This is a genomic window from Pelomonas lactea, from assembly GCF_043555885.1.
GTDB lineage: Bacteria > Pseudomonadota > Gammaproteobacteria > Burkholderiales > Burkholderiaceae_C > Pelomonas > Pelomonas lactea.
The window spans coordinates 433,867-448,357 of the sequence record NZ_JBIGHX010000002.1 but is presented as its reverse complement, the minus strand read 5'-3'; the positions used below and the strand labels follow the sequence as shown (position 1 = coordinate 448,357).

Here is a 14,491-nt window from a genome sequence, read left to right as displayed (position 1 = left end):
CTACTCCGTGATTGGCTGCACCGCATCCGCGCAAGGGATGCCGACGCTGCGCAGCAGCTGCGCGTCCGCGGGCGTGGCCGCCTCGGCGGCCAGCACGCGCAATTTTTCCGAGGCGCCCAGCTCGGCCATCAGTTGCAGCAGCCGGCGCTTGCCCGCACTGGCGTCGCCGGCCAGGCCCGAGCTCAGGTTGGCGCCCAGCCGCAGGTAGTTCACGCCCAGGCGGCGCAGCAGCGCGAGGTCTTCGGGCGGCGCCGTCACGCGGCGGATGCCGATGCGCACACCGTGGCGTTGCAGCATGGCCGTCAGCGGGCCCAGCACGCTGTGCAGCTGGCGCTCGCCGTCGATGTCGAATTCCACCGATAGCCGGCTGGCCAGCGCGCCCACGCCGGCCAGCGCCTCATCCAGGCGGGTGACGAACGTGGGCCGCTCGGCCGAGCGTGGCGACACGCGGATGGCAACCTTCTCGTAGGCCTCGGCATGGCCGGCGATGCGGGCCAGCGCGAGCTCGGCCAGCCGCAGGTCCACGTCGGCAATGCGCGCGGTGCGCAGCGCCGCGGGCAGCACCTCCTCGGCGCCGAAGCGGCGGCCGTCCGCGTTCTCCAGCTGCACGTCGGCCAGCAGCTGCGCCGTGGCGCCGTCAGCTGCCCGCACGGGCGCCAGTGCCAGCGACACGCGGCCGGTCAGCAGCGCCTCGTCGATGAGGCTGCGCCACTGTGCGAGCGACACCGTGGGCCCCGTGCGCGTGGCGCGCACCATCATCCAGGCCGCGTCGCCACCCTCGCCGGCCTGCAGGCCGCGGTCCACGCGCGACATCACGGCGGCTATCGTCTCGCCGCCGTGGAAGGCGCTGGCCGCCAGCAGGCCCACGCGCGGCCGATCGGTCAGCTCGCGCTGCTTGAGGCCGTGCAGCGCCTCGGCGAGCTCGCGGGTCCAGCCGTCCAGTGCGTCGGGCGCGACGCGCGGCACCAGTACGGCGAAGTCCGCGCCGTTCAGCCGGGCGACGGTGCCGCCGGCGGCGTCCAGCCGCAGCGCCCGGGTGCGCATCAGCGTGGCCACCTGCTTGAGCAGCTCGTCGGCGCGCTCACGGCCGGCGCGCTGGTTCAGGCCGGCGAGGTCGTCCACGCGCAGCAGCACCAGGCCGCCGGTGGCCTCGGTGTCGGGGTCATGCAGCAGCGCCGCGAGCCGGTCCATGAACTGCGCGCGGGCGGCCAGGCCGGTGACGGGGTCCACCGAGATCTCGGCATGCAGCTCGCCCAGCCGCTGGTCGCGGTCGTCCAGCTGCGCCTTGATGCGCGTCAGCGCCACATTGATGGTGCGGGACATCGCGGCCCATTCGACCGGGCCGTCCTGCGCGCGCTCGGCAATGCGGCCCTGGCCGGCGGCGTCCAGCTGCGCCATCAGCGGCTCGCCGCCGCGCCGCCACCAGCGCGACACGACCGACAGGCCGGCCAGTGTGGCCCCCGCGGCCACGGCGTGGATGACCAGCAGCCAGCCCAGCTGCTGCTGCGTCAGCGTGCCATGCAGCAGCGTGGCCGTGGCCACCGCCGCCAGCGCGAAGCCCGCGGCCACCACGCCGGCGGCCCGCTGCGTGGCGCTGCCCAGGCTCATGCGTCACCCCCGGCGGCGATCTGCTCGTACTGCGCGCCGAAGCGCTCGTCCAGGCTGTCGGCCACCAGCGAAGCGGCCGCAACCAGCCCCGCGTCCAGCTTGTGCAGCGCGCGCTGCGCGTTGTCACCCGCCTCGATGGACGCGGCCACCTGCGTGGCCAGCGCCAGCACCGGCGCCAGCGTGCCCGGCGCGGGCTGCTCGTCCAGGTGCTGGGCCACGGCATCGACGATGGACGCCGGGAAGCCCAGCTCGTCCAGCCAGGCCGCGCTGACCCGGGCGTGGTCCATGCCACAGAGGCTGCGCTCCAGCGCCGCAAGTTCGGCCCCGCGCGCCGAGCGCACGCCGGCCAGCGCCGCGGGCAGCGTGGCCGCGAATGCCTGGCACAGGATGAGGTGGCCCACGTTGTGCAGCAGGCCGGCCAGGAAGGCGGCCTCGCCGTCGGCGCCGGCGAGCCGTGCCAGGCTGCGCGCCGCCTTGGCAGTGACGGTGGCGTCCAGCCAGAACTGGCGCAGGTTGACACCCGGCACGGCGACGAACACCGCCTCCAGCCCGCCGCTGATGACCAGTGTGCGCAGCGTGTCGGTGCCGATGATGGCGACGGCGTCCTTCAGGCTCGCCAGGCTGCGCCGGCCGCAGTAGTACGGCGAGTTGGCGATGCGCAGCGTGCGGGCGGCCAGCTGCGGCTCCTGCTCCAGCTCGTCGACCAGTTCGAGGATGGACGCGCCCGGGTCGCGCAGCTGGCTGATGAGGCGGCGCACGACACGTGGCACCGACGGCAACTGCAGCTGGCCGCCGGCCGCGGCCCGCACCTGGTCCATGACAGCGGTCATGTGCGGCCCCCCTTGTCGTCGCTCAGCGCGTCGCGCAGCTGGTCCTTCTCCAGGTTCCACAGCGTCGAATCCATGCGCTTGACGAGTGCGGCCTGCTGCAGCACCTCGTCCTTGAGTTCGCGGTTGGCCGACGTCAGCGTCGCGATCTCGCGCTCCAGGCTCGCCACGCGCGACAGCGCGGTGCGCACATCGCCCACCAGCGCCTCCTGCGCGGGCAGGAAGTTCAGCATGCGGCCGACGCGCTCGTTGGACGAGCCGCTCTCCTGCAGCATGCCCTCGGCCGCCGACGCCAGCCGCGCCATCGCCGGCACCACGTCGCCTACGCCGCCCACGGTGGCCGTCGTGCGCTCCAGCACCGCCTCCTGGCTGGCCAGGCGCTCGCTGAGCGCGGCCGATGCGCCGGCCATCTGCGCCACCTGCGGCACCAGCAGGTCCAGCCGCGCGACGACGTCGGCCAGGCCGGCGCTGGACGCGCGGTGCTGCTCCAGGATGTCCGCCAGCAGCGTGGCCAGGAAGCGTTCGCTGATCTCGACGTTCTCGTTGACGCTGCTCTTCTCGGCCAGCGACAGCACCTCGCCGCGCACGGTCTCGATGAGGTCCGTCGCGGCCTTGCGCACGGCCACCATCTGGAAGCCCAGCACGATGGAGCCCACCAGGCCGAACATCGACGCCGAGAACGCGGTGCCCATGGCCGACAGCGGCTTCTGCAGGCCGCCGACGATCTTGGCGAACTCGCCCTCCATGTCGGCGCCGCCGCCGGCGCTCTTGGCAATGGTGCCGATGAGGCTGGACGTCTCCACCAGCGTCTCCAGCAGGCCGACGAAGGTGCCCAGCAGGCCCAGGCCCACCATCAGGCCGACGAGGAACTGGCTCAGCTCCTGGCGCTTGTTCAGGTACTGCTCCAGCGCCTCGATCTCGGGCTCCATCGCGGAGCTGTGGATGTAGACCTGGTGGCCCAGGCCCAGCTTCTGCAGCCGGTCCAGCATGCCGGTCACGAAGGCCGGTGGCCCGAGGCGCGGGTGCTGCTCGCCGCTGGCGTCGCCGTCGCGCAGCCAGCGCATGCCGGCGCGGAACACGCGGTCCTCGCCGAACAGCTCGACGAGGTGGCCCGCCATGGTCCACATGCCCCAGCACAGCACGGCAATGATGATGCCGTTCAGGATGGGGTTGGACAGGATGGCGAACGACACGAAGTGCCACATCGACGCGGCGCCGGCCAGCATGGCCAGCAGCGGCAGCGCGACGAAGAACACATGCCGGCGGCCCATGCCGTGGTCGTGCGGCTGAGGGCCGCGCGGGCGCAGCGGCTCGGTCACCGTGGCGGCGGGGGTGTTGCTCATGGTGTTGATCTCACTTCGGATTTCCACTTCGGGCCGAGCGCCGGGCCGCCCCAAGCCGGCCCGCGATGGCGATGTGTTCGCGGTTCGATGCCGCGAACATCGCCGTCCCCTCGGGGGACCGGCCGGGCGCGCCTGCGTTCAGCAGGGCGAGACTGGGCGAGGGGCTCATGATCATTTCCGATCGCGGAGTGCCGTGTCGGCCAGTCCACGAATTGGCGATAGCAGGTACTGCAGCACGGTGCGCTGGCCGGTCACGACGTCGGCGCTGACGCTCATGCCCGGGCCCAGCGGCTGGCCGAAGCGGCGGGCGCTGGCCGGGTCCACGGCCGCGACGACGCGGAAGTAGCGTTCGCCGCGTTCGTCCAGCAGGCTGTCGGCGCTGATCTCGCTGACCTTGGCCTCCAGCGTGCCGTAGGCCGTGTAGTCGAACGCGGCGACCTTCACGCGCGTGGGCAGCCCCACGCGCAGCGTGCCGCGCTCGGCGGGCGATGCGCGCGTCTCCACCACCAGCGCCTCGTCCAGCGGGGTCAGCTCCAGCAGCGTCTCGCCGGGCTTCACGACGCCGCCCACCGTGTTGCTGGCCAGCTTGTTGACGATGCCGGCCACCGGCGCGGTCAGCACCGTGCGGCGCACGCGGTCGTTCTCGGTCTTGATGTCTTCCTCCAGCCGGCGCAGCTCCACGCGCGCATCGCTGAGCGCCGTGCGCGCCTCGCTGCGGAACTGCGCGATGGCCTCGGCCTGACGGGCCGACAGCTCCGACGCCGCGGCCGCGATGCGCGGCATGGACGCCTCGGTCTCGGCGATCTGCGTCGTCAGCCGCTCGACGCGGCCGCGCGCGTCCAGCAGCTCGCTCTGCGAGCCGGCGTTGCGCGCCACCATGTTCTGCACCAGCGCCAGCTGCGAGCGGGCCACGTCCAGCTCGGCGCGCAGGCCCTTGGCGCGCGCGCCGGCCTCGGCAGCCTCCTGGCGGCGCTGCGTGGCCTGCTCCTCCAGCACGCGGGTGGTCTGCGCCAGCTTGGCGGCGCGGGCGGCGAACGCCTCGGCCTCGGCGCGCACCGCCGGGTCGTCGGCGGCCACGCCGGCCGGCGGCTGGAAGCGCGCGGCGCCGCTGGCCTCGGCATCCAGCCGCGCAACGCGCGCCGCCATGCCGGCCAGCCGCGCGCCCTTCTCGGCCCGCGACGAGTTGGCCTGCAGGTCCGACACGGCCACCAGCGACTGCCCGGCCGCCACCACATCGCCCTCGCGCACGAACACCCTGGACAGGATGCCGCCCTCCAGGTGCTGCACCAGCTGCTGCTTGCCCGACGGCACGATGCGGCCCTGCGTGTGCACGACGAGGTCCACCCGTGCCAGCGCCGTCCACAGCGCCAGCGCGGCGCAGATGCCGGCCACCGCGTAGATCAGCGCGCGCGGGCGGCGCAGCCGGCGCGTCTGGCCCAGCGTGTTGTCGAAGTAGCCCAGCAGCAGGTCCACGGGCACGTCGCGCGCCGCGGTGGTCGGCGTCGCCGTCATGGCTTCTCTCCCAGCCGCACGGCCACGGCCGGTGCCGGCGCGCTGGCCTTCATGTCGATGCGGGTGACGATGCGGTCGCCCGCAACGCCCTGCCCCAGGAGTTCGTTGCGCACCGCCATCGCGCGGATGAACGCGGCGCGCTGGTTCTCGCTGAGGTGGATCTCGGGGCCCAGCGCCACCACCTCCAGCCGCAGCGCGGGCGACTCGGCCAGCCGCGCCTTCAGCGGCGCCAGCGCCTCGGCCAGCGCCTTGGCGGCCTTCTCGTCCACCGTCAGTGCGCCGGGCGCGAAGTCCAGCTGCAGGTAGTGCTCGGCCGGCTTGACCTTGGCTGCCGCCGCGCTGGCCGCCAGCGCGGCCTCGTTGCCAGCCACGGCGATGCGGGTGCGCTGCGGCGCCGCCGTGTCGACCACCGGCGGCGTGCCGCCCGGCTTCTCCTTCTCGGCCGCCGGCGCCACCACCACCTGGCGGGCGCGGCCCAGCTCGGCCTCCTGCTCGGCGATCTTGGCCGCCATGCGCTTGGCCAGCATCTGCGCCGAGAAACTCAGCGCGATGGCCAGCACGACGATGACGAACACCATCGCGATGACCACGTTGGTCAGCGCATCGACGAAACCGGGCCAGAAGTCCCCGCCGCTGCTTTTTCCGCCGCCTGCCATGCTCGACTACCGTCCCACCACTTGGCGCAGCGCGCCGGTCAGGTGGGCAATGCGCCACTCGTTCTGCGCCGCAGCCACCACCACCTGCACGATGTCGAGGCGGCTCTGGTGCAGGCGTTGGTAGGCGTCCAGCACGTCCAGCAGTTGGCGGTTGCCGCCGGTCAGCTGGGCGCGGAAGGCGTCCACCACCTTGCGGTTGGCCTCCAGCTCGTCGCGCACCGACGTGAAGCGCTCGGTCGCGGCCTGCAGGTTGGCGTAGCTGGTCTCCAGGTCCTGCACGACGCGGCGGCGCACCGCCTCGCCGCGCGCCTGCAGCTCGTTGCGGTGCGCCTCGGAGGCCTTCATGCGGGAATAGTCCGCACCGCCGTTGAGCAGCGGCACGGTCATCACCAGCATGGCCTTGCTGTCCTTCTGCTGGGCCTCGGTGCCGGCGGCGTTGCGCGTCTGCGAATGCGTCAGCTCCACGGCCAGGCGCGGCAGGAAGGCCGAACGGCCGCCCTTGCGCTCCGACTCGGCGGCCTGCTGTTCCAGCCGCGACGCCAGGATCTCGGCGTTGCCGTCGCCGGCCTCGGCCATCGCCGCGTCGGCGTCGGCGGGCAGGTAGAGGTCCAGCGGCGCATCCAGCGCCAGGCCGAACGGCGTCACGGACGACAGCCGCTGGAAGTTGCGCAGCGCCGCCGCGAGCGCTGCACGCGAGTCGGCCAGGCCCGAGCGCACGTTGGCCACGCGCGCCGCGATGCGCTCGCGCTCCGCCGGGCTGGCACCGCCGGCGGCCACGCGGTCGCCGATGTAGCGCAGCAGCTCGCCCAGCTCCTTCTCGTAGCCCTGGCCCAGCTCCACGCCCACGCGCTGCTGCAGCACCGCGAACCAGGCGCTGCCGGTGTCCAGCAGCATCTGCGACTCGACGCCCGCCAGCTGCACCTCGGCGGATGCGGCCAGCAGCTCCTGGCGCGTCCACTCGTGGCGGGCCGCCTCGTCCACCAACGCCTGGCTGAGCACGGCGGAATGGTCGGCGCGGCCCAGGTTGGCCTGGCTGTCGGGCGTTTCGAGGTGCCCGCGGCCGACGGCGAAGCGCGTCTCCAGTTTGGGCAGCAGTGCACCGCGCGCGGCCTTGCGGGTGTAGTCGAAGCTCAGCGCGCGGTAGCGCGCGGCGGCCACGTCGGGGCTGTTCTGCCAGGCCTGCTGCAGTGCGTCGGCCAGCGTCAGCGCCGGGCCGTTGCCGGCCAGCGGCAGCACCGGCGGCATGCCCAGCAGCTGCTGCAGCACGGCGACGCGGGGCTTGGGCGCGTCGGGTGCCGAGGCGGCTGACGCGGCCGGAGCCGGCGGCTCCGCCTGGGCCAGCGCCAGCGCGGGTGCGATGCAGAGCAGGGTCAGCCCGCTCAGGCGACGCAGGGAGAAAGACATGGGTCGCATTCCTTAGGCGGACGTCGTGCGGTTCGGCGCGGGCGTGCGCGGGGTGACGGCGCCGGGCGCCAGCAGCCGCTGCGGCGGCGCGTCGGCCACCAGCCGGCCGCGCTCCAGCACCAGCACGCGGTCGCAGATCTGGATGAGCTCGGCGCTGTGCGTGGCGACGACGATGCAGCGGCCGTCCTTCCACCCCGGCAGTGCGGCGATGAAGCCTTCCTGCGCCTGGCGGTCCAGCCCCAGCGTCGGCTCGTCCAGCAGCAGCAGGTCGGAAGGCTGGTGCAGCACGCGCGCCAGCGCCAGCATCTGCCGCTGGCCGCCCGACAGACCGGCGCCGTTGGGGCCGAGCTCGGTGTTCAGGCCCAGCTCGCCGCGGTCCAGCTGCGGGCCCAGGCCGGCCACGCGCAGCGCACGCAGCAGGTCGGCCTCGCGGGCGCCGTCCTCGCCGGGCGCGACGACGTCCTGCAGCCGCCCGGCCAGGAAGCCCGGCTCCTGCGGCTTGTAGGCCACCGTGCCGGCCAGCCAGCGGCGCGTCAGGTCGTCGGCGACGACGCGGCCGCCCAGCGCGAACTGGCCCGACGTGGGCACCACATGCCCGGCCAGCAGCTTCAGCAGCGTGGACTTGCCGGCGCCCGAGCTGCCGACGACGGCCACCAGCTCGCCGGCCTGCAGCGTGGCCGTCACGTCGGCCAGCACCGGCGCCCGGTCGGGGTAGGCAAAGCCCACGCCGGCCAGCCGCACGCCCTCGGCGGCGGCCGCGCCCAGCGGGCCGGTGGTATCGCGGTCGGGCAGCACGGCAGCATCCAGCGCCACGGTCTGCGCCATGTCGCGCAGCGCGCGCATGAACTCGCGCCAACGCACCACCACCGGTGCGAACAGGCAGATGGAACTCACCAGCCGCCCGCCCAGCATGGTGGCTGAGATCAGCCCGCCGACGCTGAGCGCCTGCGCCTCGATGCGGTAGACGCCGGCCACCAGCGTCAGCACCGTGCAGGCGGACATGCCCACCGGCAGCAGCTGCTGGCTGACCTGCTGCCACACCCGTGCCCGCGACGCCGCCCGGGCACCGACGGCCGACGGTTCGCGCAGGCCGCGCTCGGCCACGCGGGCCGCGGCGGTGGACATCAGGCTGTCGCGCGCGATCAGCACATCCACCAGCCACGACAGCTTGGTGGCCGACGCCTTGTTGGCCACCTGCGAGCGGCGCGCCGCCGCGCCCTGCAACACGGCGCCGGCCCCCAGCAGCACGAGCCCGGTCCCCAGCGGGATCAGCACCAGCGGCCCCGCGACGACGGCCAGCGCGATGGCGAACAGCACGGCGAATGGCACATCCGCCAGCGGCAGCAGGAACTGCGCGGAGAGCACGTCGCGCGTGGCCGCCAGCTCGCGGTAGCGCGACATCAGCGTGCCCACCGGCAGCGGCCTGGAGGCCGGCGTGGCCAGCACGCCGCGCAGCAGGCGCTCGTCCAGGTGCATGTCCCAGCGCGCGCCGGCATGCTCCACCAGCAGCACGCGCGACAGCCGCAGCACCAGCTCCAGCGCAAACAGCAGCCCCATGCCCAGCGCCAGCGCCCACAGCGTCTCGTGCAGCTCGTTGCCCACGGCCTTGTCGTAGACGAGCATGGAGAACAGCGGCAGCGTCAGCACGAAGGCGTTGACGAGCAGGCTGGCGAGCGCCAGATCGGTCAGGTGACGACGGTTCGCGCGGAGGAACAGCAGGAGGGCTTCACGCATGCGTCGGCAGCGACTCGGGCCGCACGCCGGCAAAAAACGGCCAGACGGGCGGGGGCAGGCAAGGAAGTGAGGAGGGCCGGGTCATGATAGCCATGCCCCAGGGGGGCACATTGGAGGGAAAACGAGTCATAAACCACATAGATGCCCGGTTACTCAGGCCGGCGACGGCGCGGGGCTATCCTGCCCCGGTCATCGACCTGCGAGCTTGAAATGACCCATTCCTGCGACGTGGCCATCATCGGCGCCGGCACGGCCGGCATGGCGGCCTACCGCGCCGCGCGCCGCCACACCGAGCGCGTGCTGCTCATCGAGGCCGCCCACTACGGCACGACCTGCGCCCGCGTGGGCTGCATGCCCAGCAAGCTGCTGATCGCCGCAGCGGACGCCGCCGAGGCCGTGCGCGAGGCGCACCGCTTCGGCGTGCAGGCGGATGCACCGGCCATCGACGGCCGCGCCGTCATGCAGCGTGTGCGCAGCGAGCGCGACCGCTTCGTCGGCTTCGTCACCGACACCGTGGAAGGCTGGCCCGAGGCGACGCGGCTGTTCGGCCGGGCGAGCTTTGTCGACGCGAACACGCTGGACGTGGACGGCCGGCGCATCGAGGCCCGCGCCGTCGTCGTCGCAACGGGCTCACGCCCGCGCCTCCCGGCGGGCTGGCGCGAGCGGCTGGGCCATCGCCTCATCGTCAACGACGACGTGTTCGATTGGGTCGACCTGCCGCGCTCGGTGGCCGTCGTCGGCGCCGGCGTCATCGGGCTGGAGCTGGCGCTGGCGCTGCACCGGCTGGGCGTGCGCGTGCGGCTGTTCGCCCGCGGCGAGCGCATCAGCCCGCTGACCGACCCCGAGCTGCAGGCGCTGGGCCGGCAACTGTTTGCCGAGGCGCTGCCGCTGACGGCCAACGCGGGCGACCTGCAGCCGGCGGTGGACGGAGACCAGGTGCTGCTGGGCGGCGAGCGCTTCGACCTGCTGCTGTGCGCCAGCGGCCGCGAGCCCAACCTCGACGGCCTGGGGCTGGAGGCCCTGGCCCTGCCACGCGACGCCGCGGGCCGGCCGCGCATCGACCGCCACACCGGCCAGTGGGGCGCGGGCCCGCTGTTCGTGGCCGGCGACGCCACCGAGGACCGGCCGCTGCTGCACGAGGCCGCCGACGCCGGCCGCATCGCCGGCGACAACGCGGCGCGCTTCCCCGACGTGCACCGCCGCCCGCGCCGTGCGCCGCTGGCCGTCGTCTTCAGCGATCCGCAGATCGCGATGGCCGGCGCCAGCCATGCCGAGCTGACCGCCGCCGGCACGGCGTTCGACACCGGCCGCGTCAGCTTTGCCGACCAGGGCCGCAGCCGCGTCATGGGCGTCAACCGTGGCGGCCTGCATGTCTACGCCCAGCGCGGCACGGGCCGGCTGCTGGGCGCGGAGATGATCGGCCCCGCCGCCGAGCACATCGGTCACCTGCTGGCCTGGTGCGTGCAGCGCGGCGACACGGTGCAGCAGATGCTGAACTACCCGTTCTATCACCCGGTCGTCGAGGAAGGCCTGCGCACGGCGCTGCGCCAGCTGCACAACGACCAGCACCTGCCCGACCCGCCCATCGAGGACTGCCTGGACTGCGATACCGAGGCCGAAGTCGGCGGGTGACGCGCGGCACTCAGCCCACGTCGACGACAACCTTGCCCCGGCCCTGCCCGGCGGCGACGACGGCGTGCGCGTCGCCGGCGGTGACCAGGGCGAAGCGCCGCGCATCCAGCCGTGGCGCCAGCAGTCCAGCCTCCACCAGCGCTGCGGCCTCGCGCAGGATGGTGCCGTGGGCTTCGCGGCCCTCGCCGCTGAGCAACGGCAGCAGCGTGAACACGCCCGAATAGGTCGCTGCGCGGAAGAACAGCGGCGCCAGGCTGTGCGTGCCCCAGCCCAGGATGCTGACGACATGGCCGCCGTAGCGGCGCACGGCCGTGAAGGACGCCTCCAGCACCTCGCCGTCGCCGGGCTTGTCACGCTGCGCAGCAACAACCGCCAGGTGCAGGCGGCGCTGTGCGCGGCCGGCCGGGGCTGGACGGTGCTGCCCTGCCCGCTGGGCGACGCCCACCCGGGCCTCGTGAAGGCCACGCCGCCCGAGGCGCCGCCCGGCCGGCAGGTCTACCTCGGCTACCACCGCGACCCGCGCCGCCTGGGGCGGCTGCAGCGCCTGGTCGAACACGTCGTGGGCCGGCTGGCGCCGGTGACAATGCCGGCCGATCCCCAGCCTTGAGACCCCCGCGATGAAGAAGTTCGCCACCTGGAACGTCAATTCCCTCGCCATCCGGCTGCCGCAGGTGCTGGACTGGCTGGCCGCCCACCCCGTCGACGCACTGGTGCTGCAGGAGACCAAGCTCACCGACGACAAGTTCCCGACGATGGAGATCGGCGAGGCCGGCTGGCAGGTGCAGTGGTTCGGCCAGAAGACCTACAACGGCGTGGCGCTGATCAGCCGCGAGCGCGCCGACGGCGTCATCAAGAACATCACCGGCTTTGCCGACGAGCAGGCCCGCGTCATCGCCGGCACGGTGGGTGGCGTGCGCGTCATCGGCGGCTACTTCCCCAACGGCCAGGCGCCGGGCAGCGACAAGTTCGCCTACAAGATGAACTGGCTGACGGGGCTGCGCACCTGGCTGGCCGACGAGCTGAAGGCGCACGAGCAGCTGGTGCTGATGGGCGACTTCAACATCGCGCCGGAAGACCGCGACGTCTACGACCCGGTCGCCTGGGCCGGCCAGATCCACTGCACACCCGAGGAGCGCGAGCACTTCCAGCAACTGCTGGGCCTGGGCCTGACCGACGCGTTCCGGCTGTTCGAGCAGCCGGCCAAGAGCTGGAGCTGGTGGGACTACCGCAACCTGGCCTTCCGCAAGAACCAGGGCCTGCGCATCGACCACATCCTCGTCAGCGAGGCGCTGAAGGGCCGTGTGACGGCCTGCGAGATCGACAAGGCGCCGCGCAAGAACGAGCGCCCCAGCGACCATGCACCGGTCATCGTGACGCTGGATATCTGAGCATTGCGTCACGCGCCGCCGGCCTGCGCGGGCGGCGGCTCTCAGGGTTTGCGCCAGGTCAAGCAGGCGGGCCGCGACGCGCCGCATGCTGCAGTCCAGAGAGGACCTGCGCATGCGCCACCAAGCCGTCACCCATCGAGAAATCCCCTTCCCCACCGGCCGGGCGCTGGTGTCGACGACCGACCTGAAGGGCCGCATCCTTCACGCCAACGCGGCCTTCGTCGACCTCAGCGGCTACACGCTGGAGGAGCTGCTGGGCCAGCCGCACAACATCCTGCGCCACCCCGACATGCCCGAGGAGGCCTTCCGCGACCTGTGGGCCACCATCGCCGACGGGCAGCCTTGGTCGGGGGTGGTCAAGAACCGCAGCAAGAACGGTGACCATTACTGGGTGTACGCCAACGTGACGCCGCTGCTGGACGGCGGCCGGCCGGTGGCCTACCTGTCGGTGCGCACCCAGCCCACGCGGGCGCAGATCGAGCAGGCCGAGGCGCTGTACGCGCTGATGCGGGCCGAGAAGGCCGACGGGCGGCTGCGACACCGCCTCAGCGCTGGCCGGCTGATGCGCCCGGGCTTGGCCGGCGGCGTGCAGCGGCTGCGCCGGCGCCTGCCCTGGCTGGGCGGCATGCCGGCTCCGCTGCTGGCCGCTGCCGCCAGCGTCACGGCGTTTGCCGCCGCGGGCTCCTGGGCCGCAGGCTCGGTGGCGCTGGCTGCGGCGGGGGTGACGGCCTTCGTACAGCACGCGAGGCTGCGCGGAATGCTGCGCGCGACCGAGGGGTTCGCCAACGCACTGGCCGCGGGCGACCTGTCGACGACGCTGCGCACCAGCGGCCATCTGCTGACGCGCCGGCTGGAGTCGGCGCTGGCCCAGGTGTCCGTCAACCTGTGCGCGATGGTGACCGACACCCGCCATGAGATCGACCGCATCCGCCGTGTCAGCGACGAGATCGCCCAGGGCAACCAGGACCTGGCCCAGCGCACCGAGAGCCAGGCCGCGAGCCTGCAGCAGACGGCGGCCAGCGTCGAGCAGATCGCGGCCACCGTGCGCGACACCAGCGAGCACGCCGGCAATGCCAGCGGCGTGGCCGGCCAGCTGCACGAGGTGTCCAGCAACAGCGCCAGCGTCGTGCATTCGGTGACCGACACGATGGGCGGCATCGCCGCGTCGTCGGGTCGCATCGGCGAGATCGTGCAGCTCATCGACAACATCGCCTTCCAGACCAACCTGCTGGCGCTGAACGCCGCCGTGGAAGCGGCGCGGGCGGGTGAGCATGGCAAGGGCTTTGCCGTCGTCGCCGGCGAGGTGCGGGCGCTGGCGCTGCGCAGCTCCACGGCGGCGCGCGAGATCAAGACGCTGATCGACGATTCCACGCGCCGCGTGCGCGACGGCGAGGCGCAGACCCGCACGGCGCGCGAGAGCATCGACGCCACGCTGGCCCAGGTGCGCGCCTTCACGGGGCTGATCTCGCACATCGACGACGGTGCCCGCGCGCAGCTGCAGGGCGTCTCCGAGGTCAACGGCGCCATGCATGCGCTGGACGGCATCACGCAGCAGAACGCCGGTCTGGTGGAGCAACTGGCCCGCGCGGCCGCGCAGATGCAGCACGACACCGAGCAGGTGGCTGCGGCGCTGCATGTATTCCGACTGGCGGCCAACGAGGAGCGCTCGCTGCCCGATGCGGTCGAATTGCGCCGCGCGGCGCGCCGGGCCTGACGCAGTCGGCCGGCGTCAGACGTCAGACAGCGTCGAGATTCGCCTGCAGGCGCTCGAAGAAGCGCCCCACGTGCACGCCGTCGCACAGCGCGTGGTGCACGTCCACGGCCACCGGCATCAGCAGCCGGCCGCCTTCTTCCTTGAATCGGCCGAAGGCGATCTTGGGCCGGTCGTCGCCCTGGCCGCGGGCATGCGTGAAGGCGGTGAAGGCCAGCCAGGGCAGCGCGGTCATGTGCACCAGCGTCTCCTCGCGCACCTCGCCGGGCTCGTCGGCGGCGAACAGGTCGCCGCTGGCGCGGCGCACGCGCTCCACATGAGGGCGGGCCCGCGCCGCAAACGCTTCCAGCGACGGGTCGCGTGGCAGCGTGACGAAGCCGAAGCTGCCGTCGTCACGCAACACCGTGGTGCTGGCGTGGATGGTGGTGAACTCACGCACGCCCAGCCCCTCGGCCAGCAGCGTCTGGCGCATGCCATCCACCGAGTTGGCCGCCTCCAGCGCGGCATGGTGATAGGCCAGCCATGGCGTGGCGCCATGCGCGGCGGCGCGCTCGCGCAGGCCGGTCACGTCCACCGGCACGGTGACGCTGAAGGCCGGCTGGGCCATGTGGCGGAAGTGGGCCAGCGCCGCGCGGCGCGGCCAGGCGTCCAGGGGAATGTCGCGGTCTTGCATGCC

The 14,491-nt window shown here is 73.3% G+C and carries 12 protein-coding genes and 1 pseudogene; 4 read left to right on the top strand and 9 right to left on the bottom strand.

All coding sequences use genetic code 11. The features are described 5' to 3' along the window. From ACG04Q_RS06380 to ACG04Q_RS06350, 7 genes are all read right to left on the bottom strand, one after another. Positions 1 to 1,608 (bottom strand): EAL domain-containing protein, encoded by a 1,608-nt coding sequence (locus tag ACG04Q_RS06380; protein WP_394510057.1) that lies wholly within the window; start codon positions 1,606 to 1,608, stop codon positions 1 to 3. Continuing rightward, positions 1,605 to 2,438 (bottom strand): HDOD domain-containing protein, encoded by an 834-nt coding sequence (locus tag ACG04Q_RS06375; RefSeq protein ID WP_394510056.1) that lies wholly within the window; start codon positions 2,436 to 2,438, stop codon positions 1,605 to 1,607. The genes ACG04Q_RS06380 and ACG04Q_RS06375 overlap by 4 nt, the downstream gene beginning before the upstream one ends. Beyond that, positions 2,435 to 3,778 carry a hypothetical protein gene (locus tag ACG04Q_RS06370; protein ID WP_394510055.1) on the bottom strand — a complete coding sequence of 448 codons (1,344 nt, stop codon included), beginning with the start codon at positions 3,776 to 3,778 and terminating at the stop codon, positions 2,435 to 2,437. The genes ACG04Q_RS06375 and ACG04Q_RS06370 overlap by 4 nt, the downstream gene beginning before the upstream one ends. Positions 3,779 to 3,949: 171 nt before the next feature. Next, a complete protein-coding gene (locus ACG04Q_RS06365; protein WP_394510054.1) occupies positions 3,950 to 5,290 on the bottom strand; it encodes an HlyD family type I secretion periplasmic adaptor subunit in 1,341 nt (446 codons plus the stop codon). Next, complete coding sequence (locus tag ACG04Q_RS06360; RefSeq protein ID WP_394510052.1) at positions 5,287 to 5,946, bottom strand: hypothetical protein; 660 nt, start codon at positions 5,944 to 5,946, stop codon at positions 5,287 to 5,289. Before ACG04Q_RS06360 ends, ACG04Q_RS06365 begins: the two co-directional genes overlap by 4 nt. Before the next feature lie 6 nt (positions 5,947 to 5,952). Then, positions 5,953 to 7,350, bottom strand: a complete 1,398-nt coding sequence (locus ACG04Q_RS06355; protein ID WP_394510050.1) for a TolC family protein — start codon at positions 7,348 to 7,350, stop codon at positions 5,953 to 5,955. A gap of 12 nt (positions 7,351 to 7,362) precedes the next feature. After that, on the bottom strand, positions 7,363 to 9,084 hold the full coding sequence (locus ACG04Q_RS06350) for a peptidase domain-containing ABC transporter (protein WP_394510049.1): 1,722 nt from the start codon (positions 9,082 to 9,084) through the stop codon (positions 7,363 to 7,365). Between the two features lie 210 nt (positions 9,085 to 9,294). Between ACG04Q_RS06350 and ACG04Q_RS06345 the strand changes: the two genes are divergently transcribed. Next, positions 9,295 to 10,716, top strand: coding sequence for a dihydrolipoyl dehydrogenase (locus tag ACG04Q_RS06345; protein WP_394510048.1), 1,422 nt, complete (start codon positions 9,295 to 9,297; stop codon positions 10,714 to 10,716). 10 nt (positions 10,717 to 10,726) lie between these two features. Here ACG04Q_RS06345 and ACG04Q_RS06340 read toward each other — a convergent pair. Continuing rightward, positions 10,727 to 11,053 (bottom strand): annotated as a pseudogene (locus ACG04Q_RS06340) (zinc-binding dehydrogenase); the annotation flags it as partial. Here ACG04Q_RS06340 and ACG04Q_RS06335 point away from each other — a divergent pair. From ACG04Q_RS06335 to ACG04Q_RS06325, 3 genes are all read left to right on the top strand, one after another. Further along, positions 11,003 to 11,323 carry a LysR substrate-binding domain-containing protein gene (locus tag ACG04Q_RS06335; protein ID WP_394510046.1) on the top strand — a complete coding sequence of 107 codons (321 nt, stop codon included), beginning with the start codon at positions 11,003 to 11,005 and terminating at the stop codon, positions 11,321 to 11,323. The pseudogene ACG04Q_RS06340 and the gene ACG04Q_RS06335 sit on opposite strands and share 51 nt — an antisense overlap. A 10-nt stretch (positions 11,324 to 11,333) precedes the next feature. Then, positions 11,334 to 12,104 (top strand): exodeoxyribonuclease III, encoded by a 771-nt coding sequence (gene xth, locus ACG04Q_RS06330; RefSeq protein WP_394510045.1) that lies wholly within the window; start codon positions 11,334 to 11,336, stop codon positions 12,102 to 12,104. Positions 12,105 to 12,216: 112 nt separating this feature from the next. Continuing rightward, positions 12,217 to 13,818 (top strand): methyl-accepting chemotaxis protein, encoded by a 1,602-nt coding sequence (locus tag ACG04Q_RS06325; RefSeq protein WP_394510044.1) that lies wholly within the window; start codon positions 12,217 to 12,219, stop codon positions 13,816 to 13,818. A gap of 22 nt (positions 13,819 to 13,840) precedes the next feature. On the opposite strand, the gene ACG04Q_RS06320 is transcribed toward ACG04Q_RS06325, so the two are convergent. Next, positions 13,841 to 14,488 carry a CatA-like O-acetyltransferase gene (locus tag ACG04Q_RS06320; protein WP_394510043.1) on the bottom strand — a complete coding sequence of 216 codons (648 nt, stop codon included), beginning with the start codon at positions 14,486 to 14,488 and terminating at the stop codon, positions 13,841 to 13,843. Positions 14,489 to 14,491: the final 3 nt, after the last annotated feature.

What these genes read in the sequence shown, in the direction of transcription:
- ACG04Q_RS06350 (WP_394510049.1), bottom strand. Translation starts at nt 9,084, where the DNA reads ATGCGTGAAGCCCTCCTGCTGTTCCTCCGCGCGAACCGTCGTCACCTG.
- xth (WP_394510045.1), top strand. Translation starts at nt 11,334, where the DNA reads ATGAAGAAGTTCGCCACCTGGAACGTCAATTCCCTCGCCATCCGGCTG.
- ACG04Q_RS06380 (WP_394510057.1), bottom strand. Translation starts at nt 1,608, where the DNA reads ATGAGCCTGGGCAGCGCCACGCAGCGGGCCGCCGGCGTGGTGGCCGCG.
- ACG04Q_RS06365 (WP_394510054.1), bottom strand. Translation starts at nt 5,290, where the DNA reads ATGACGGCGACGCCGACCACCGCGGCGCGCGACGTGCCCGTGGACCTG.
- ACG04Q_RS06360 (WP_394510052.1), bottom strand. Translation starts at nt 5,946, where the DNA reads ATGGCAGGCGGCGGAAAAAGCAGCGGCGGGGACTTCTGGCCCGGTTTC.
- ACG04Q_RS06375 (WP_394510056.1), bottom strand. Translation starts at nt 2,438, where the DNA reads ATGACCGCTGTCATGGACCAGGTGCGGGCCGCGGCCGGCGGCCAGCTG.
- ACG04Q_RS06320 (WP_394510043.1), bottom strand. Translation starts at nt 14,488, where the DNA reads ATGCAAGACCGCGACATTCCCCTGGACGCCTGGCCGCGCCGCGCGGCG.
- ACG04Q_RS06345 (WP_394510048.1), top strand. Translation starts at nt 9,295, where the DNA reads ATGACCCATTCCTGCGACGTGGCCATCATCGGCGCCGGCACGGCCGGC.
- ACG04Q_RS06355 (WP_394510050.1), bottom strand. Translation starts at nt 7,350, where the DNA reads ATGTCTTTCTCCCTGCGTCGCCTGAGCGGGCTGACCCTGCTCTGCATC.
- ACG04Q_RS06370 (WP_394510055.1), bottom strand. Translation starts at nt 3,778, where the DNA reads ATGAGCAACACCCCCGCCGCCACGGTGACCGAGCCGCTGCGCCCGCGC.
- ACG04Q_RS06335 (WP_394510046.1), top strand. Translation starts at nt 11,003, where the DNA reads ATGGCCGCCGTAGCGGCGCACGGCCGTGAAGGACGCCTCCAGCACCTC.
- ACG04Q_RS06325 (WP_394510044.1), top strand. Translation starts at nt 12,217, where the DNA reads ATGCGCCACCAAGCCGTCACCCATCGAGAAATCCCCTTCCCCACCGGC.